Here is an 18,169-nt window from a genome sequence, read left to right on the forward strand (position 1 = left end):
ACGGCATGGCGGCGACCCGGCCGATCACCGGTACGGATCTTTTCCCGACATCTTGTGGTGCGACGCCGGTCCGGCGCCATATCGGCCTTGCCGCTTGACGTCGGGGCCAAGGTTGCGGGAACACGGGCCATGCGGTTCTCGCGCCTGAGTCTCAACGGCTTCAAGTCCTTCGTCGACCCGACCGACCTCGTGATCGCGGACGGGCTGACCGGCGTCGTCGGCCCGAACGGCTGCGGCAAGTCGAACCTGCTCGAGGCACTGCGCTGGGTGATGGGGGAGAACCGCCCGACCGCGATGCGCGGCGGCGGCATGGAGGACGTGATCTTCGCCGGCGCGCAATCCCGCCCGGCGCGGAACTTCGCGGAAGTGACGCTCGCGCTCGACAATGCCGACCGGAGGGCGCCCGCAATCTTCAACGACGCCGAGACGCTCGACGTCGTGCGGCGGATCACGCGCGACGTGGGCTCCGCCTACCAGGTGAACGGTCGCGAGGTGCGGGCGCGGGACGTGCAGATGCTGTTCGCCGACGCGTCCACCGGCGCGCATTCCCCGTCACTCGTCCGGCAGGGGCAGATCAGCGAGCTCATCAACGCGCGGCCGCAGCGGCGGCGGCGGGTGCTGGAGGAGGCTGCGGGGATCTCGGGCCTCTACCAGCGGCGCCACGAGGCCGAGCTGAAGCTGAACGCGACCGAGGCGAACCTGGCGCGGATCGACGATCTGGTGGACCAGCTCTCGGTGCGGCTCGCCTCGCTCTCCCGGCAGGCGCGACAGGCGGCGCGCTACCGCGAGATCGCCGCGGCGCTGCGGCAGGCCGAGAGGATGCTGCTCTATCGCCGCTGGCGCGAGGCGGAGGCGGCGCGGATCGGAGCGGAGGAGACGTTGCGCAGGCGGCTGGGTGACGCGGCGGCGGCGGAGCGGCGTGCGATCCTGGCGGAGGACGCGCGGGCCGCGGCCGAGGCGGTGCTGCCGGAGTTGCGCGAGGAGGAGACGGTCGCGCGCGCGATCCTTCAGCGCGCGCACGTCGCCCGGGACGGCCTGGCCGAGCGGGAGCGCCAGGCGACGGCGGAGATTGCCCGGCTCGAGGCGCGGATCGATCAGATCGACGCCGATACGCAGCGCGAGGGTACGCTGAACCGCGACGCGGGCGAGAGTATCGCCCGGCTCGAAGTCGAGGCGGCCGAGCTCGGCGCAGCCGGCGACGGACAGGATGACATGCTGGCCGGGGCGGAGGCCGCGGCCCGGGACGCGGCGGCGGTGCTTCGCGAACGCGAGGAGGAGCTCTCCACGCTGACCGAGGATCTGGCGCGGCTCGCGGCCCGGCACCAATCGACCATCCGCGTGGCCACCGAGGTCGAGGCGCGGGTGACCCGGATCGAGGCGGAGGCATCAGGGGCGCGCGATGCCGCCGCCGGGGCGCGGACCGCGATGGGTGCCGAAGCCGAGGCGGCGCGTGCTGCCATGGACGCACAGGCCCGGCTGCAATCCGACGCCGCGGCAGCGGAGGTCACGCTGGCGGAGGCGGAGACGGCCCGGGAAGCGGCACAGGACGCCGAGGGCCGCGCCCGGGCCGACCGGGCTGGGGCGGAAGGCGAAGCGCGCACCCTGGCGGCGGAGATCGCCGCGCTCGAGAAGCTCCTCTCCGGCGATGACGGGGACGGCGCGCCGCTGCTGGACCGCTTGCAGGTCGAGACGGGGTTCGAGGCGGCGCTCGGCGCGGCGCTCGGCGACGATCTCCGTGCGTCAGGGATCGGGGCGGAGGAAACCGAAAAGGCCGGCTGGACCACGCTCCCGCCTTACAACCGACCGTCGGCACTGCCGCACGAGGCGACGCCGTTGGCGAACCGCGTGACGGCGCCCGCCGCCCTGTCCCGGGCGCTGTCGCAGGTCGGCCTCGTCGAACCGAACACGGCCGAGCGTTTGCAGGCGCAGCTGCGGCCGGGGCAGGTGCTGGTCTCGACGAAGGGCGATCTGTGGCGTTGGGACGGGTTCCGCGTCCCGGCCGGGTCCGCCCCTTCGGCCGCCGCGCTTCGCCTGCGGCAGACCAACCGGCTCGTGCGTCTGCGCGCGGAGCATGCGGCGGCAGAAGGGCGGGCCGAGGCCACGCGTGACGACCACGCGGCGCAAGCCCGGCGGTTGACGGAAGCCCGGTCGGCCGAGGCGGCGGCGCGCGATGCGCGGCGCGATACGGACCGGGCGCTGAGCGAGGCGGGGCGGCGGCTTGCACAGGCCGAGGGCGCGCGTGGCACGGCCGAAGCGCGGCTCGAGACGGCCCGGAGGGCAGTGGACCGCCTCGACGGCGAGCTGCGCGACGCCCGGGGCGCGTTGCAGGAGGCGGAGGCGGCGCGGCGGGACCTTCCCCCTCTCGACGCGACGCGCGCGGCGCTGGAGACGCTTCGGGGCAGCGTCGAGGGTGCGCGGATGGCGATGATGGGTCGCCGGGCCGAGGTCGAGGAGCTGAAGCGCGACGCGGAGGCACGGGCGAAGCGGCTTCGCACGGTGGTTAAGGATCTTTCGGACTGGCGCGCACGCTTGGCCTCCGCCGATACGCGGCTCGGGGATCTGACCGCGCGGCGCCGGGCGATCGGGACGGAGCTCGAGGCTGCGCGGGGCGTTCCGGCTTCGCTCGCGGACGAGCGCGACGAACTGGCGCGGGAGATTGCGCGGGCGGAAAGCCGGCGGGACGCCGCGCGGGCCGCGCGTGTGTCGGGCGAGGCCGCCGCGCGGGATGCGATGCAGGCGGCGCGGGAGGCGGAGCGCGCGGCAGGCGAGGCACGGGAAGCGCGGGCGCGGGCGGAGGCGCGACGGGACGCGGCCGGCGAAACGCTGGGTCTGGCCGAAGCGCGGATCGCGGAGGCGCTGGACTGCACGCCGGCGGAACTGCTCGACGCGCTCGGCACCGATGCGGACACGATGCCGTCCGTCGCGACGGTCGAGACGAGGGTCGCGGCGCTTCGCCGGCAGCGTGACGGGCTCGGCGCGGTCAACCTGCGCGCCGAGGAGGATGCCCGCGAGGTGCAGGTGGAGTGCGACCAGCTCTCGACCGAGCGGACCGATCTCGAACAGGCGGTGGGTCAGCTGCGCGCCGGGATCGCGTCGCTCAACCGCGAGGGACGGCAGCGGCTGCTCGACGCGTTCGACACCGTGAACGAGAATTTCGCCACGCTCTTCCGGCACCTGTTCCAGGGCGGCGAGGCGCGGCTGGAACTGGTGGAGAGCGACGACCCGCTGGAGGCGGGGCTCGAGATCCTGTGCCAGCCGCCGGGCAAGAAGCTCTCGACGCTGAGCCTGCTGTCGGGCGGCGAGCAGACGTTGACCGCGCTGGCACTGATCTTCGCGGTGTTCCTCGCCAATCCCGCGCCGATCTGCGTGCTCGACGAGGTCGACGCGCCGCTCGACGACGCCAACGTCACGCGGTTTTGCGACATGCTCGACGAGATGACCCGCCGCACCTCGACCCGCTTCCTCATCATCACGCACCACGCGGTGACGATGGCCCGGATGGACCGTCTGTTCGGCGTGACGATGGTCGAGCCCGGGGTGAGCCAGCTCGTCAGCGTCGATCTGCGGAAAGCCGAGACGCTCGTCGCTTGATTGCCGCGGCGCAGAAGATTAACGGCAGGACAGGGAACTCGCCGCCGGTATTCGTGTAGGACCAGATGGACATCATCATCAATTCAGAACTCAGCTACGATTTCGCCGCGCCGACCGACGTCCTGCTGCAGATCGAGCTGGCGCATGTCGCCGGCCAGACGATCGGCGAGGAGGGGCTGTTCACGACGCCAGTGAAGGACTTCAACCGCATCCCGGGCGAGCAGGCCTTCGGGCAGCGGGCCTGGATGCAGGCCGAGGGCCGGCTCGACATCACCTACAAGGCCGAAGTCACGATCACCCGGCCCGACAGCGATTTCGACCACTTGGAGGCCAGCCCGCCACGAACCATGACGTCCGAGGCGACGTCGTTCCTAATGCCGTCGCGCTATTGTCCGTCCGACGAGTTCCAGGCCTTCGTCGCGGCCGAGTTCGGCAACCTGAGGGGCGGCCCGCTGATCGCGGCGATGCGGCAATGGATCGAGCGGAACTTCAGCTACGTGTCGGGATCGAGCAACGTGGCCACGACCGCGCGGGAGACGTTCGTGCAGCGACAGGGCGTGTGCCGCGACTACGCCCATGTGATGATCGCCTTCGCGCGCGCCGCGGGCATTCCCGCCCGCATCGTCTCGGTCTATGCGCCGCATGTCGATCCGCCCGACTTCCACGCCGTGGCCGAAGTCTGGCTGGAGGATGCCTGGCACCTCGTCGACGCGACCGGCATGGCGAAGCCCTCGGAGATCGCGATGATCGGTGTCGGCCGCGACGCGGCGGACGTCTCGTTCCTGCAATCCTTCGGGATGGCGACGATGGTGCGCCAGCAGGTGACCGTACGCGAAGCCTGACCGCGTCAGGCCAGATGCCCCACCAGGCCGAGGACGGCCACCACGATCAGGGCCAGCCCCCAGGCACGCCACAGGGCGGCACAGGCCGCGTCGATATCCGCCGAGTTCGTCGTGCGCCGTCCGCCCGCGTTGACCCAAGGGAAGTCCTGCATCCGGCCGTCGTAGCTGCGCGGCCCGGCCAGCGCGAGGCCGAGGATCGGGGCCAGCGCCGCTTCGGGCCAGCCGGCATTCGGCGACCGGTGGCGGCGCGCGTCGCCGGGAACGCGCGACAGATGGTGCAGCGCGCCGTGGCTCGCGAGCAAGACGAGCGCGGTCAGGCGCGCGGGCATCCAGTTCATCACGTCGTCGAGCCGCGCGGCGGCCCAGCCGAACGCTTCGTGGCGGGGCGTGCGATAGCCGATCATGCTGTCGGCCGTGTTGACGACCTTGTAGACCATCATGCCGGGCAGGCCGGCGATCATGTACCAGAAGATCGGAGCGATCACGCCGTCGGACAGGTTCTCCGCCGCGCTCTCGATCGCCGCGCGGGCGATCTGGGCCGCGTCCATGTCGCGCGTATCACGCCCGACGATCCGCGACACCGCCTCCCGCCCGGCTTCCGGCGAGGCGCGGAGGGCCCGTGCCACGGCACGGACGTGATCCACGAGCGACCGATGGGCCAGGAGGATCGCGGCAAAGGCGATCTCGAGCAGGCCGAGATCGGGGATTGCGGTGATCGTCAGTCCCGCGAGCGCGGCTCCGGCGACGAGAAGTAGGATCGCCGCCACGCCCCGTGCCCGCCGCATGGCCCCGCGATTCAGACGGGCGTCGAGTCCGGCGACGCCCCGTCCCATCGTCACCGCGGGGTGCGGGAACCGCCGCCACAACCAGTCGGGCTCGCCCAGCCAGGCGTCGAGCAGCATGGCCAGCGTCAGGATCACGCCAGCACGGCCTCGAGACGCGGCCATCCTTCGGCCGGTGGCAGGCCGAGGCGAAGCCAGATGTCGGAATAGGGAAAGGTCCGGGACCAGATGCGGTGGTGCGCCAATCGGCTCTGAAACGCCGACGCATCGGGGAGGGCGTAGAGCCGGAAAAGCGTCGTGCCGCCGAGGCAGGTGCCATGCGGCGCCATCAGCGCGTCGAGTCGTGCCGCATCGCGTGCCAGCCGCGCGCGGGTCCGATCGGCCCAATCCGCGTCGCCGAGGGCCGCCGTCCCGATGGCCAGCGCCGGCCCCGCGACAGGCCACGGCCCGAGCGCGTCGGCAAGTCGTGCGATCGTTTCGGGCCGGGCGATGGCGAAGCCGAGGCGCAGCCCGGCCAGTCCCCAGAACTTCCCGAAGCTCTTGAGCACGACCGTCCCCGGACGCTCTGCCAGCCGGATGAGGGAGGCGTCCGGGGTCACGTCGCAGAAGCTCTCGTCGATGATCGCAAGCGGGGCGTCCGCATCGGTCTCCGAATGCAGGCGGCCGTCGGGATTGTTGGGATGGACGATCACGATCGCCTCGCCCCCCGCCGCCGTCACCGTCCAGCCCGCCATCCGGAAGGCCGCTTCGTGCTCGTTGTAGGTCGGTCCGGGAATGGCGACGCGGCCGCGCGGCGCGAGATACGGCAGCCGGGGAATGAGGGCGGAAACGCCCGGCGCGGCGAGGATCTCCGCCCCGTCCGGCACGGACCAGGCCTGTCGTGCGGCGGCGCGCAGGGCGGCTTGCGCGTTCCGGTCGGGCAGCGTCGCCCAGGCGCGGGCGGACAGGTGCGGGATCGGGTAGGGTTCGGGATTGATGCCCGTGGACAGGTCGAGCCAGGCCTCGGCGCCTCCCCCGAACCGGGCGCGCGCGGCGTCTAGACCGCCGCCGTGGTCGAGGTCCGGACTCACTCGGGGAGGGGCGGGTGCCGCGTGACGAAGTGCCCCTTGATCGCCGCCGGCCAGTCCCGGTACGGCACGACCCCGGTCGCGCTCGCGGCGTGCCGCGCAGCGTAGTCGATCAGGCCCGCCGCGACATCCTCGGACGGTTCGAACCCGCCCAGCGTGTACGCCATCTTTCCCGGCGATTGCAGCGTCACGTTGCAGGCACGAGAGCAGCCCATCAGGCAGGAATGCCGCCGCGTCCGGACTTCCGCCGCGTCCGACGACAGGGCTTCGACCAGCTCGGCCAGGGCCTCTCCGTCGGTGCGGCCGGACGCGCTCGTCCAGTCGTCGCGTTTGCAGGTATCGCAGATGGTAATCGTCGTGGTCATCCCGCCCCCTGGATCGTCCGGCGGAGATAGACCGCGCGTTCCGGACATTGCAATGAGCAGGATTCCGCCGAGGCCGCGGCGGATCCGGTTTGTTAACCCCTGTCCTCCGCCACCGCCCGACACTGCGCCGATTGCAAGGCGTTCGCGTAACGGTAACGGGTTGGGAGTGGGTGAGATGACGCAACGGGTACACCGGGCCCTCGTGGTCGGGTCGAGCTACGGCGATGACGACAGGCGGCAGCAGGCGATCGACACTCTGTCCCGGGAAGGGGTAGAGATGCACTTCGCCGCGAGTCAGCACGAGGCCGGGGTCTGGCTTTGCGAGAACAACCCGTCGGTCGTCCTGATCGACCTGACGCTGGAGGATGGAAGTCCGCTGGCGGTCGCGAATTTCTGCAGCTATCGCCGCCCGGACGCGCGGGTCGTCCTGCGCGGGTGCGGGCGTCTCTTCACCGACGGCTCGATCTTCGCCCTGATCGACAACGTCCATGCGCTGGTCGCCGACCACACGACGGAAGACGACCTCTCCGCGCTACTCTCCTTTCATGCCTCCGCGCCACGCGACGGGGTGGCGCAAAAGGACGGGGCGGTTTTCGAGCCGCACTTATCCGCGCGTCCCGCCGGGCTAGCCCCGCCCGTGGGGCGCGTTCCAGTCTAGGTCCGGCCCGATGGGCACGATCCGATGCGGGTTAATCGTGTCGTGGCTGTAATGGTAGTGCTGCCGGATGTGCTCCATGTCCACCGTCCCGGCCACGCCCGGCACTTGGTAGAGTTCGCGGGCCCAGCCCCATAGGTTCGGGTAATCGACGATCCGCCGGCGGTTGCACTTGAAGTGGCCGTGATAGACCTGATCGAAGCGGACGATCGTGGTGAAGAGGCGCCAATCCGCCTCGGTCAGCCGGTCACCGGTCAGGTAACGGTTCCCGGACAGAATGCCTTCCAGCCAGTCGAGCGCCTCGAACAGGGCATGCACGGGCGCCTCGTAGGCGTCCTGCGTCGTGGCGAAGCCGGCCTTGTAGACCCCGTTGTTCACGTCGTCGTAGACGCGGTCGTTGATACGGTCGATCTCCTCGCGCAGGTCCTCGGGGTAGTAATCCGCGTCGTTGCCCGTCAGCCCGTCGAAGGCCGAATTGAACATCCGGATGATCTCCGCGCTCTCGTTGGAGACGATCGCGTCGGATTTCGTGTCCCAGAGCACGGGGACGGTCACCCGCCCGGAGATGTCGGGCTTCGCCTTCGTGTAGATGTCGCGCAGGAAGGGCAGGCCGAACAGCCGATCCCCGGTCGCCCCCTTCATGTCGTCGCGGAAGGTCCAGCCCTCCGACAGCATGTGCGCATGGACGACGGAGACGGGGATCAGGTCCTCGAGCCCCTTCAACGCGCGCAGGATGAGCGTCCGGTGCGCCCAGGGACAGGCCAGCGAGACATAGAGATGGTAGCGTCCGCCCTCGGCCGCGAAGCCGCCTTCGCCGCCCGGCCCGGGCGCGCCGTCGGGCGTGATCCAGTTGCGGAACTCGGTCTCGGAACGGACGAACGCGCCGCCCGTCTCCTCGGTGTCGTACCAGACGTCCTGCCATTTTCCGTCGACCAGCTTGCCCATCGTTCCCTCCTTCAACGCGTCACACACACCTAGCGGCTGGCCGCGCCATGAGAAGTGATGGCCCCGCGCAGGCCCTGCGCGGTTGCGAACAGGGGCGCGGGCCTACTTGTAGGCGACGGTGGCGACCTCGTAATCCTTGGTGCCGCCCGGCGTGCGGACCTCGACGCTGTCGCCCTCCTCCTTGCCGATCAGCGCGCGGGCCAGCGGCGAGCGGATGTTGAGGAGCCCGTTCTCGATATCGGCCTCCTGCTCGCCCACGATCTGGTAGGTCTTCTCCTCCTCCGTGTCCTCGTCGACGAGGGTGACGGTGGCGCCGAACTTGATCGGGCCGCTGAGCTTGGCCGGGTCGATGACCTCGGCGCGGGAAATCAGGCCCTCGAGTTCCTTGATGCGCCCCTCCACGAAGGATTGCTTCTCGCGGGCGGAATGGTACTCGGCGTTCTCCGACAGGTCGCCATGCTCGCGCGCCTCGGAGATGGCGCGGATGATGGCCGGCCGCTCCTCGGACTTCAGCTTCTTCAGTTCGGATTGCAGCGCGGTCATGCCGCGCGGCGTCATCGGTACTTTGTCCACGGACTTCTCCCCCAGGGGCCCGATGGCCCCCGTTCCTTGCGTTGTTCCGACTGTATCAGCGGCAAGCACAGGCGCAACACGCGCGTCAGAAGGTCCGGGCGATCCCCGCGCTGGCCGAGCCGGAGACGGTGATGGCCGGCTCGACGGTACGCGCCTCGGGTTCGACCTGCGACGGCGGGACGGGGCGTCCGTCGATCCCGCAGCCGGCAAGAAGGAGGACGAGCGGCAGCAGGCGCATCATGCGAGGCGCTCTTTCCAGCGAGCGACCTGCGCGCGGACGTTCGCGGGCGCGGTGCCGCCGTAGGAGGTGCGCGACGCGACCGAGTTGCGGACGCCCAGCACGTCGAACACGCCCTCGGTGATCCGCGGCTCGACCGCGTGCATCTGCTCGATGCTGAGCTCCGGCAGGTCGATTCCCGCCTCCTCGGCCAGCTTCACCAGTGCGCCGGTGACGTGGTGCGCCTCCCGGAACGGCAGGTCGAGCTCGCGGACGAGCCAGTCGGCGAGGTCGGTCGCCGTCGAGAAGCCGGAGGCCGCCGCCGCCTCCAGCGCTTCGCGGTTGGCGTTCATGTCGCCCACCATCCCCGTCATCGCGGCGAGCGCGAGCATCAGGCTGTCGGCAGCGTCGAAGACCTGTTCCTTGTCCTCCTGCATGTCCTTCGAATAGGTCAGCGGCAGCCCCTTCATCACCATCAGGAGCGCGGCCTGCGCGCCGAAGATCCGTCCGATCTTGGCGCGCAGGAGCTCGGCCGCGTCCGGGTTCTTCTTCTGCGGCATGATCGAGGATCCGGTGGTCCAGCGGTCCGACAGGCGCACGAAGCGGAACTGCGCGGAGGACCAGATCACCAGCTCCTCCGCGAGCCGGCTCAGATGCATCGCGCAGATCGTGGCGGCGGACAGGAACTCGAGGGCGAAGTCCCGGTCGGATACCCCGTCGAGCGAATTGGCGCAGGGCCGGTCGAAGCCGAGCGCGTCCGCCGTCATCTCCCGGTCGATGGGGAAGGACGTGCCGGCCAGCGCCGCGGTGCCGAGCGGGCACTCGTTCATCCGGCGGCGGGCATCCTCGAAGCGTCCGAGGTCGCGACCGAACATCTCCGCGTAGGCCAGCATATGGTGGCCCCAGGTGACCGGCTGCGCGGTTTGCAGATGGGTGAAGCCCGGCATGACCCAGTCCGCGCCCTGCTCGGCCTGCGCGACCAGCGCGCCGATCAGGCGCGGCAGGGCGTCGATGGCGGCATCGGCCTGATCGCGGACCCACATCCGGAAATCGAGCGCGACCTGGTCGTTGCGCGACCGCGCGGTATGGAGTCGTCCGGCGGCCGGGCCGACGAGTTCGGTCAGGCGGGCCTCCACGTTCATGTGGATGTCCTCGAGCGCGGTGGAATACTCGAACCGGCCCTCCTCGATCTCCCTGAGCACGTCGAGAAGCCCCGCCCGGATCGCCTCGGTATCGGCCTCGGAGACGATGCCCTGCGCGGCGAGCATCGCGGCGTGGGCGCGGCTGCCCTCGATGTCCTGACGGGCCATGCGCCGGTCGAAGCCGATCGAGGCGTTGATCGCCTCCATGATCGCGTCGGGCCCTTCCGCGAACCGGCCGCCCCACATCTTGTTCGACTTCTTCTCCGATGGCTCGGACATGGAACGCCTCTCGCTGTGATCTGCCCCCGCGCTATATGGCCTGCCTCGGTGCATCGCCACCCCCGGCGCCCGCGGCGCGCCTGTCGCGCGGGCGGTCGTGTCCCGACCGGCTTGCGAGTGGCCCGGATCCGGCCCGGGGCCGGCATCGAAATGGGATCGGCGACGTGGATCGGGGCCGCGACGTCCTGTCGGCGCGCAAGATGCTCGCGTCGATGGAGGCCGACAGCGCGCCGGGCATGGGTGCGGCGTCCTGCGGGGACAGGCTCGCCATTGTCACCTCAAGCGGTCCGAGGTCATCTTTCGGCAATACGACATGATCGAGTCAAACTCGTGACATTCGCCGGACGCTGGCTAACCCATCGGTAACGTCTCCCCGGCGATGTCCTGCCTCCAAGGAACCGGAGCAGGATCGATGATGAGCTTTGACCTCTTGATGGATTTCGTCGGGTCCCTCGCGGTCCTCGGCATGCTCGTGCTGGCCTACGGGACGCTGCGCCACCGGTTACCGGAGCACGGGGCCGTGGGCGTCGTGAAGGGGGCGCTCTTCGGTCTCGTCTCGGTCCTGCAGATGTACTACGCCTTCAGCCCCGCCGAGGGCATCATCATCGACCTGCGTTGCGTTCCCGTCGTGCTGGCCGGCGCGTTCCTCGGCCTGCGCGCCTGTCTCGTCTGCGTCTTCATCGCCGCCGCCACGCGGCTGCAGCTGGGCGGGATCGGCGCGATGACCGGCGTTGCCGGCATCCTGCTGGCCGGTGCGGCGGGCCTGCTGTGGCGCGGGCTCATCGGACATCGCCGGGGAATCACGGCGATGCTCTGGCTCGCCGCCATCGCGAGCTGCCATCTGTGTGCGATCGTGCTGCTGCCCTACGACAACGCGATCTGGTTCCTGCGGGAAGCCGCCCTCGTCCTCGTCGCGGCCTACTTCCTCGCCATTCCGCCGATCGGTCTCCTGATGGAGCGCGAGCGCCTCCGCATCCGCGATGAAACGCGGCTCCGCGCCGATGCGATCGCGGGGCTGGGCGACCGGTTCATGCCGCGCCAGGCCTTCGAATGGGCGCTGACCCAGGCCGCGACCTCGGGCACGTTGCGCGGCGAGGTCGTCGTGGTCGGTCTGCACCTGCACCGTCGCAACCGGATGCTGCAGCTCTGGGGTCCGGAGGCGGAGGACATTGCGATGCGGGCCATGCGCGACCGTCTCGACGGGATCGCGCCGAAGGGCAGCTTGGCCGGTGCGGTGCGCGACGAACTCGTCCTGCTGGCGCTGCCCGGCCTGCCGGAGCAGAGCGTCGACGCGCTGCTTGCGCGGGTCCGCCGCGAGATCACCGAGATGCCCGTGAAGGTCGCGGGCACGGCGTCCCTGCGACTTTCAATCGACGTGACGGTACGGCGCTATCCGCAACTGCCGGCCTTCGCGGAGGTCGTCGAAGACCTGGCGATACGGAAACCGCTGCTCCCCGTTCCCGCCCGTACGCCTGCCAAAGCGGCGCCTGCCGAGGATTTGCGGCATGGCCCGGGCACGCTGGCGGGGCCCGACATGCTTTTCGAGACGTTCGACCGCCTGCACGCGCTGCGCTTCGGCTCGGTCTGACCGGCGCGATGTTGCATAGGCCCGCCGGCCCCGTCATATCGGATCGCATGGTTCGGACGGACGGGACGCAGCGGGCATGACGCAATATCTCGATTTCGAGAAACCCTTGTCGGAGGTCGAGGGCAAGGCCGAGGAGCTGCGCGCGATGGCGCGGTCGGATTCCAAGGTCGATGTCGAGAAGGAGGCCTCCCAGCTCGACCAGAAGGCGCGCGACATGCTCGCCAACCTCTACCGGAACCTCTCTCCCTGGCAGAAGGCGCAGGTCGCCCGCCACGCCGAACGGCCGCATTGCAAGGACTATATCGAGCGCATCTTCACCGAATGGACGCCGCTCGCCGGCGACCGGAACTTCGCCGACGACCATGCGGTGATGGGCGGGCTCGCCCGGCTCGACGGACGGTCGGTGATGGTGATCGGCCACGAGAAGGGCCACGACACCCGCACCCGGATCGAGCGGAACTTCGGCATGGCGCGTCCGGAGGGCTACCGCAAGGCGATCCGCCTGATGCAGATGGCCGACCGGTTCGGCCTGCCCGTGGTCACGCTGATCGATACGCCCGGCGCCTATCCCGGCAAGGGCGCGGAGGAGCGGGGCCAGTCCGAGGCCATCGCGCGGTCGACGCAGGAATGCCTCCGCCTCGGCGTGCCGCTCGTCAGCGTGGTGATCGGGGAGGGCGGCTCCGGTGGCGCCGTGGCCTTCGCGACGGCGAACAGCGTGGCGATGCTGGAGCACTCGATCTATTCGGTGATCTCGCCCGAGGGCTGCGCCTCGATCCTGTGGAAGGATGCCGAGAAGATGCGCGAGGCGGCGGAAGCGCTGCGGCTCACCGCGCAGGACCTGCTCAAGCTCGGCGTGATCGACCGGATCGTGGCCGAGCCGCTGGGCGGGGCGCATCGCGACCGCCACGCCGCCATCGCCTCCGTCGGCACGGCGCTGACCGCCATGCTCGCCGAGTTCGACGGCCAGAACGCCGAGACCCTGCGCGGACAGCGCCGCGCCAAGTATCTCGGCATGGGCTCGAAAGGCCTCGCGGCCTGACGACCGCGACGGGTCAGGTGCGCCGGTACACGCCCTCGGGAAGGTTCAGCGCGGTGACGAGGTCGCGCAGCTGCCCGTTGGTCAGCGTCACCCGGATCGGCTCCCCGCTGCGGGGGTCGAGTTGCGTCAGGGTCACGCACTCCTCGAAGGCCGAGACGACGACGTCCTCGCCCGGCGGCGTGCCGGGTTCGCCCTCGTCCACCAGCGTGACCACCGTGGCGTCGAATCCGTGTTCGATCGAGAACATCCGTCCTCCTTCGCTATCCCATAACCATATCGCGACTTTGCGCTGACATCGCCAACGTCCATCCTGTAGACAGCCAGAATCTAACGTTTTCCGGGGAGAGATCCATGCGCCTTCCTTTCTTCGCCGCGCTGGCGGGATGCCTTCTTTCGGCCTGCGTCGCGGTCGAGTCCTCCGCGCCGAGGGCCCCGCTGCCGGAAGGGCCGGTCCCCGACCGGGTCTCGAGCGCCACGGCGACGACGAACTTCCGCACCGCCGTGAACCGGGTGGAGCCGGCGGCGGAGTCGCTCTGCCGCCAGCGATCGCAGGGCATCAACTGCGACTACCTCATCCGCATCGATCCGAACCCCAGCGCGCCGCCGAACGCGTTCCAGTCCCTCGATCCGAACGGACGGCCGATCATCACCTTCACCCGCAGCCTGATCGCGGAAGCGCGCAACGTCGACGAGATCGCCTTCGTCGTCGGCCACGAGAGCGCACACCACATCGAGCAGCACATCGCCCGACAGCGGCAATCGGCGGCGACCGGCGCGCTGGTCGGCGGGCTCATCGCCTCGGTCGCGGGCGCGGACGGACGCACCGTCAACGAGATCAGCCGGCTCGGCGCCGGGGTCGGCGCGCGCCGCTTCTCCAAGGATCACGAGCTGGAGGCCGATGCGCTCGGCACGATCATCGTCGCGCGGGCGGGCTACGATCCGGTCCGGGGCGCGCAGTTCTTCACCCGCATCCCCGATCCCGGCGACAGCTTCCTCGGAACGCATCCGCCCAATGCCGACCGCATCGATATCGTGCGCCGGACCGCGGCCGGGCTCTGATCGTCCGATCAGAAATTTGTGATTTCACGGGCGGGCGTCCCGCGTCGATCCTACGTCCTCGCCGATGACGGAAGGAGGGCCGCCATGATCCATAGACGTAAAGTGCTGTTCGGGGGCGCCGCCGCAGCGGCCCTGGCGGCGGGGGCCGGCATCTGGCTGACCAACGACACGGTCGCCGGAGGTACATTCGCGCTGGATCTGTCCGAGGAGGAATGGCGCGCGCGGCTGACGCCCGAGGAATATGCCGTGCTGCGAAAGGGCGCCACGGAGCGGCCTTTCTCGAGCCCGCTGAACGACGAAAGCCGGGACGGCGTCTTCACCTGCGGCGGCTGCGCGGAGGCGCTCTACCGCGCGGAGACGAAATTCGAGAGCGGCACAGGCTGGCCGTCCTTCACGCAGGCCATCGACGGCGCCGTCGGGACCAAGCCGGACCGGTCGCTCCTGATGGTGCGGACGGAGGTGCATTGCGCGAATTGCGGCGGCCATCTGGGCCACATCTTCGACGACGGGCCGGAGCCGACCGGCAAGCGGCATTGCCTGAACGGCGCCGCACTCGACTTCGAGCCGGCCGCGGCCTGACCGCTCAGACCACGCGACCCCAGAGGTCGTACTCGCTGGCCTCGTCCACTTCGACGTCGAGGATGTCGCCGGGGGCCAGCGTCTCGAACCCTTCGTCGATGAAAAGGTTGCCGTCGATCTCCGGCGCGTCGGCTTTCGTTCGGCAGGTCGCGCCCTCCGCATCGACCGTGTCCACGATCACCGCCTGCCGCGTGCCGACCTTGGCCGCGAGTTTCGCGGCCGAGATCGCCTGCGCGCGCTCCATGAAGCGGGCGAACCGCTCCTCCTTGACGTCTTCGGGCACGTGGTCGGGCAGGGCGTTCGAGCGCGCCCCGGCCACGTTCTCGTAGCGGAAGGCGCCGACCCGGTCGAGCTGCGCCTCGTCGAGCCAGTCGAGGAGCGTCTCGAACTCGGCCTCGGTCTCGCCGGGATAGCCGACGATGAAGGTGGAGCGCAGCGTGATCCCGGGACAGATCGCGCGCCATTCGGCGATCCGGTCGAGCGTCCGCTCCGCCGCCGCCGGACGCGCCATGCGGCGCAGCGTGTCGGGATGCGCGTGCTGGAACGGCACGTCGAGATAGGGCAGCACCGCGCCCTCCGCCATCAACGGCACGAGGTCGCGCACGAACGGGTAGGGATAGACGTAGTGCAGCCGAACCCAGGCGCCGAGGGAGCCCAGATCGCGCGCGAGGTTCACGATATGCGATCCCGCCCCCGCGCGGTCCTTCCAGTCGGTGCCGTAGGCGGAGGTGTCCTGACTGATGACCAGCAATTCCTTCACGCCTGCCTCGACCAGCTTCTCCGCCTCGCGCATCACCGCCCGGTGCGGGCGCGAGGCGAGGCGGCCCCGCATGTCGGGGATGATGCAGAACCGGCACTTGTGATTGCAGCCCTCGGAAATCTTCAGATAGCTGAAATGCCGTGGCGTCAGCGTGACGCCGGAGGCCGGCAGCAGGTCCACGAACGGGTCCGGCGCGGGCGGGACGCTGGCATGGACGGCGTCCAGCACCTGCTCGTATTGTTGCGGCCCGGTGACGGCCAGCACCTTCGGATGCGCGCCGGTGATGTAGTCCGGCTCCGCGCCGAGGCAGCCGGTGACGATCACCCGCCCGTTCTCGCGCAGCGCCTCGCCGATAGCGTCGAGGCTTTCGGCCTTGGCGCTGTCGAGGAAGCCGCAGGTATTCACGATCACCGCCTCGGCGCCCGCGTAGTCCGGGCTGATCGCGTAGCCCTCGGCGCGCAGCCGCGTCAGGATGCGCTCGCTGTCCACCAGCGCCTTGGGGCAGCCGAGGCTGACCATGCCGATCTTCGGTTGGCCGGGCCGGGCATCGCCCGGCAGGACGGCGCGCGGCGCAAGGTCGGGGCGGAGCTCGGGCGGGTTCTGCGACATGGGGCGGCACATAGGCGCGCCGGAGACCGGGCGGAAGCCCTTGCGGCTTTTCGATGCGCGTTTCATCGTCCGCAAAAAGGGGCCGGGCATGAAATGGATCGTTCGGGGCGTGATCGCGCTCCTTTTGCTCGCGGTGGTCCTGGTGGGGGCCGTGTGGCTGATCCCGACGGAGCGGATCGCCCGGCTCGCCACCGACCGGATCGAGGCCGCGACCGGTCGCGCGTTGACGATCGAAGGATCGGTCTCGGCGACGCTCTGGCCTCGGCTCGGCGTCCGGGCAGAGGGGATCACGCTGGCCAATGCAGACTGGTCGGTGGCCGGGCCGATGCTCGTGGCGGAAGCGTTCGAGATCGGCATGTCGCCCGGCATCCTGCTCGGCGGCGACGTCCGGATCGACAGCCTGACGGTCGATGGCGCGCGGCTCGTGCTGGAGCGCCGTGCGAACGGGAGCGGAAACTGGATTTTCGATACGGGGCCGGACGACACCGCGCCGGACGACGAAGGGACGGCCGGCCCCGGGACGGGATCGGACGCGTCGATGACGGATCTGGCGGTCGACGACGCGGTCCTGATGGACTCGGAAATCGTCTGGATCGACCATGCTACCGACCGGCGGATCGAACTGCGGGACGTGAACCTGCAAACCGCCTTCGCCGGGATCGACGCGCCGGTCGAGCTCTCCGGCAGCGCGGCCCTCGGCGAACATCCCGTCCGGTTGGACGCGCGCCTCGAGGCGTCCGCATCGCTTCTCGACGGCGCGCCGGCCGCCGTGACCGTCTCGCTGGATACAGAAGCGATGGCGCTCGACTTCGACGGGCGGCTCGGTATCGACCCGGTGTCGCTCGAAGGCGTCGCCACGGTCGCCTCCTCCGATGGCTTCGCCCCGCTCGAGGCGTTGGGCGTGGCGCCGCCAGCGCTGCCGCCGGGTCTCGGCGCGGCGCAGGTGGATGTCGCCGCGTCCGTCACGCTCACACCGCAAGGCACGCTGCACCTTCGCGACATCGCGGCGGCGTTCGACGGCAACCGCATCACCGGCGATCTGGACCTCGATCCGACCGGCGAGCGACCGCGTCTCGTCGGTGCGCTCGCGGCGGACGCGCTGACGTTTCCCCGCCCCGACGGGTCCGGTGGGGCGGGGAACAACGCGGGTGGCGGCAGGGAAGGGTGGTCCGCGGACCCGATCGACGTCTCGGGCCTCTTCGCGCTCGACGCCGAACTGACCGTCGACACGGGGGCCATCGCCTACGGCGACGTCGGCATCGACGCGCTCACGGCGGCCCTGACGCTGGAGAACGGCCGCGCCGTCCTCCGGCTCGACCCGCTCCGCGCCTACGGCGGGGCGGTAACGGGCCGGGTGGTGGTGAACGGGCGCGGCGGGCTGTCGAGCCGGGCCGTGCTGGACGTGACCGGGTTGGAACTGCAATCGCTCCTGACCGACCTCGCCGGGCAGGACCGGCTCAGCGCGACCGGCGCGGCATCCATCGACCTGCTGGGCTCGGGCGAGAGCTTGCGCGCACTGATGGCCGGGCTCGAAGGCGAGGTGTCCTTGCGGCTCGGGCCAGGGACCTTCGCCGGCCTCGACATAGCTGGAATGGTGCGGACCCGCGACCTCGGGTATCGCGGTGAAGGGCAGCAAACGGTGTTCGAAGCGTTGTCGGCCTCCTTCGACGTCGCGCAGGGCGTCGCGCGCGGCGACGACCTGACGATCGAGGCGCCCTACCTTACAGCGACGGGGGCGGGGGCCATCGACCTCGGGCGGCGGAGTCTCGACTACCAGCTGATCCCGACCCTGCGCCCGGACGGCGACGGCGACGGCCTTACCGTCCCTCTTCTGATCGACGGCCCGTGGGACGATCCGCGCGTGCGTCCCGACCTGGAATACGTCGCGCGGCAGCAGCTCGACGTCGACGGCGTGCAGGACCGGGCCGAGGATCGCGTCCGCGAGAAGCTGGCCGAGGAACTGGAGGTCGCGCCCGAACGGCTCGACAGTCGCGAGGCCATCGAGGACGCGATCCGCGAGCGGGTGGGCGATCGGCTCAGGGGCCTGCTCGGCGATCGTTGACGCCCGGTCGCTGGA

The 18,169-nt window shown here is 70.4% G+C and carries 17 protein-coding genes; 8 read left to right on the forward strand and 9 right to left on the reverse strand.

The features are described from left to right. Positions 1-129 precede the first annotated feature (129 nt). Complete coding sequence (smc, locus tag Q1A87_RS04595) at positions 130-3,591, forward strand: chromosome segregation protein SMC (protein WP_299647531.1); 3,462 nt, start codon at positions 130-132, stop codon at positions 3,589-3,591. A gap of 65 nt (positions 3,592-3,656) precedes the next feature. Further along, positions 3,657-4,433 (forward strand): transglutaminase family protein, encoded by a 777-nt coding sequence (locus Q1A87_RS04600; protein ID WP_299647533.1) that lies wholly within the window; start codon positions 3,657-3,659, stop codon positions 4,431-4,433. A gap of 5 nt (positions 4,434-4,438) precedes the next feature. Here the strand turns inward: Q1A87_RS04600 and cbiB are convergent, their stop codons facing one another. Genes cbiB through Q1A87_RS04615 form a run of 3 tightly spaced genes read right to left on the reverse strand, consistent with a single transcriptional unit; the run spans position 4,439 to position 6,647 of the window. Next, positions 4,439-5,353 (reverse strand): adenosylcobinamide-phosphate synthase CbiB, encoded by a 915-nt coding sequence (cbiB, locus tag Q1A87_RS04605; RefSeq protein WP_299647535.1) that lies wholly within the window; start codon positions 5,351-5,353, stop codon positions 4,439-4,441. Next, positions 5,350-6,285 carry a threonine-phosphate decarboxylase gene (locus Q1A87_RS04610; protein ID WP_299647536.1) on the reverse strand — a complete coding sequence of 312 codons (936 nt, stop codon included), beginning with the start codon at positions 6,283-6,285 and terminating at the stop codon, positions 5,350-5,352. Before Q1A87_RS04610 ends, cbiB begins: the two co-directional genes overlap by 4 nt. Beyond that, entirely contained in the window at positions 6,282-6,647 is a 366-nt protein-coding gene (locus Q1A87_RS04615) for a DUF1636 domain-containing protein (RefSeq protein ID WP_299647537.1), read from the reverse strand. Before Q1A87_RS04615 ends, Q1A87_RS04610 begins: the two co-directional genes overlap by 4 nt. A 175-nt stretch (positions 6,648-6,822) precedes the next feature. Here Q1A87_RS04615 and Q1A87_RS04620 point away from each other — a divergent pair, with 175 nt between their 5' ends. After that, positions 6,823-7,305: a hypothetical protein gene (locus Q1A87_RS04620; protein ID WP_299647539.1), complete on the forward strand. Its 483-nt coding sequence runs from the start codon at positions 6,823-6,825 to the stop codon at positions 7,303-7,305. On the opposite strand, the gene Q1A87_RS04625 is transcribed toward Q1A87_RS04620, so the two are convergent. The 4 genes from Q1A87_RS04625 to argH form a co-directional block, all read right to left on the reverse strand. Next, positions 7,273-8,247, reverse strand: coding sequence for a glutathione S-transferase family protein (locus Q1A87_RS04625; protein ID WP_299647541.1), 975 nt, complete (start codon positions 8,245-8,247; stop codon positions 7,273-7,275). The two genes, Q1A87_RS04620 and Q1A87_RS04625, sit on opposite strands and share 33 nt — an antisense overlap. A gap of 102 nt (positions 8,248-8,349) precedes the next feature. Next, on the reverse strand, positions 8,350-8,820 hold the full coding sequence (greA, locus tag Q1A87_RS04630) for a transcription elongation factor GreA (RefSeq protein WP_299647543.1): 471 nt from the start codon (positions 8,818-8,820) through the stop codon (positions 8,350-8,352). Positions 8,821-8,905: 85 nt separating this feature from the next. Continuing rightward, on the reverse strand, positions 8,906-9,061 hold the full coding sequence (locus Q1A87_RS04635; RefSeq protein ID WP_299647545.1) for an argininosuccinate lyase: 156 nt from the start codon (positions 9,059-9,061) through the stop codon (positions 8,906-8,908). Continuing rightward, positions 9,058-10,458 (reverse strand): argininosuccinate lyase, encoded by a 1,401-nt coding sequence (argH, locus tag Q1A87_RS04640; RefSeq protein ID WP_299647547.1) that lies wholly within the window; start codon positions 10,456-10,458, stop codon positions 9,058-9,060. The genes Q1A87_RS04635 and argH overlap by 4 nt, the downstream gene beginning before the upstream one ends. Before the next feature lie 415 nt (positions 10,459-10,873). On the opposite strand from argH, the gene Q1A87_RS04645 reads away from it, so the two are divergent. Together Q1A87_RS04645 and Q1A87_RS04650 are read left to right on the forward strand one after the other, a co-directional pair. After that, complete coding sequence (locus Q1A87_RS04645; protein ID WP_299647549.1) at positions 10,874-12,046, forward strand: LytS/YhcK type 5TM receptor domain-containing protein; 1,173 nt, start codon at positions 10,874-10,876, stop codon at positions 12,044-12,046. A gap of 76 nt (positions 12,047-12,122) precedes the next feature. Then, the gene (locus Q1A87_RS04650) at positions 12,123-13,085 is read left to right on the forward strand and encodes an acetyl-CoA carboxylase carboxyltransferase subunit alpha (protein ID WP_299647551.1); all 963 of its coding nucleotides are present in this window, start codon (positions 12,123-12,125) and stop codon (positions 13,083-13,085) included. A gap of 13 nt (positions 13,086-13,098) precedes the next feature. On the opposite strand, the gene Q1A87_RS04655 is transcribed toward Q1A87_RS04650, so the two are convergent. Beyond that, on the reverse strand, positions 13,099-13,332 hold the full coding sequence (locus tag Q1A87_RS04655) for a hypothetical protein (protein ID WP_299647553.1): 234 nt from the start codon (positions 13,330-13,332) through the stop codon (positions 13,099-13,101). Between the two features lie 104 nt (positions 13,333-13,436). On the opposite strand from Q1A87_RS04655, the gene Q1A87_RS04660 reads away from it, so the two are divergent. Further along, complete coding sequence (locus tag Q1A87_RS04660; RefSeq protein WP_299647554.1) at positions 13,437-14,144, forward strand: M48 family metallopeptidase; 708 nt, start codon at positions 13,437-13,439, stop codon at positions 14,142-14,144. Between the two features lie 84 nt (positions 14,145-14,228). After that, positions 14,229-14,723 (forward strand): peptide-methionine (R)-S-oxide reductase MsrB, encoded by a 495-nt coding sequence (gene msrB / locus Q1A87_RS04665; protein WP_299647555.1) that lies wholly within the window; start codon positions 14,229-14,231, stop codon positions 14,721-14,723. Between the two features lie 4 nt (positions 14,724-14,727). Here msrB and rimO read toward each other — a convergent pair whose 3' ends face one another. Next, positions 14,728-16,092 carry a 30S ribosomal protein S12 methylthiotransferase RimO gene (gene rimO / locus Q1A87_RS04670; RefSeq protein WP_299647667.1) on the reverse strand — a complete coding sequence of 455 codons (1,365 nt, stop codon included), beginning with the start codon at positions 16,090-16,092 and terminating at the stop codon, positions 14,728-14,730. Between the two features lie 88 nt (positions 16,093-16,180). Here rimO and Q1A87_RS04675 point away from each other — a divergent pair, with 88 nt between their 5' ends. Next, positions 16,181-18,154, forward strand: a complete 1,974-nt coding sequence (locus Q1A87_RS04675) for an AsmA family protein (protein WP_299647556.1) — start codon at positions 16,181-16,183, stop codon at positions 18,152-18,154. Positions 18,155-18,169 lie beyond the last annotated feature (15 nt).

The organism is uncultured Jannaschia sp. (assembly GCF_947494055.1).
In the GTDB taxonomy this organism is placed as follows: domain Bacteria; phylum Pseudomonadota; class Alphaproteobacteria; order Rhodobacterales; family Rhodobacteraceae; genus Jannaschia.

Coding starts and splice junctions, on each gene's coding strand:
- smc (WP_299647531.1), top strand. CDS start 130: ATGCGGTTCTCGCGCCTGAGTCTCAACGGCTTCAAGTCCTTCGTCGAC.
- Q1A87_RS04600 (WP_299647533.1), top strand. CDS start 3,657: ATGGACATCATCATCAATTCAGAACTCAGCTACGATTTCGCCGCGCCG.
- Q1A87_RS04615 (WP_299647537.1), bottom strand. CDS start 6,647: ATGACCACGACGATTACCATCTGCGATACCTGCAAACGCGACGACTGG.
- Q1A87_RS04620 (WP_299647539.1), top strand. CDS start 6,823: ATGACGCAACGGGTACACCGGGCCCTCGTGGTCGGGTCGAGCTACGGC.
- Q1A87_RS04625 (WP_299647541.1), bottom strand. CDS start 8,247: ATGGGCAAGCTGGTCGACGGAAAATGGCAGGACGTCTGGTACGACACC.
- Q1A87_RS04635 (WP_299647545.1), bottom strand. CDS start 9,061: ATGATGCGCCTGCTGCCGCTCGTCCTCCTTCTTGCCGGCTGCGGGATC.
- argH (WP_299647547.1), bottom strand. CDS start 10,458: ATGTCCGAGCCATCGGAGAAGAAGTCGAACAAGATGTGGGGCGGCCGG.
- Q1A87_RS04645 (WP_299647549.1), top strand. CDS start 10,874: ATGAGCTTTGACCTCTTGATGGATTTCGTCGGGTCCCTCGCGGTCCTC.
- Q1A87_RS04650 (WP_299647551.1), top strand. CDS start 12,123: ATGACGCAATATCTCGATTTCGAGAAACCCTTGTCGGAGGTCGAGGGC.
- Q1A87_RS04655 (WP_299647553.1), bottom strand. CDS start 13,332: ATGTTCTCGATCGAACACGGATTCGACGCCACGGTGGTCACGCTGGTG.
- Q1A87_RS04660 (WP_299647554.1), top strand. CDS start 13,437: ATGCGCCTTCCTTTCTTCGCCGCGCTGGCGGGATGCCTTCTTTCGGCC.
- msrB (WP_299647555.1), top strand. CDS start 14,229: ATGATCCATAGACGTAAAGTGCTGTTCGGGGGCGCCGCCGCAGCGGCC.
- rimO (WP_299647667.1), bottom strand. CDS start 16,092: ATGTCGCAGAACCCGCCCGAGCTCCGCCCCGACCTTGCGCCGCGCGCC.
- Q1A87_RS04675 (WP_299647556.1), top strand. CDS start 16,181: ATGAAATGGATCGTTCGGGGCGTGATCGCGCTCCTTTTGCTCGCGGTG.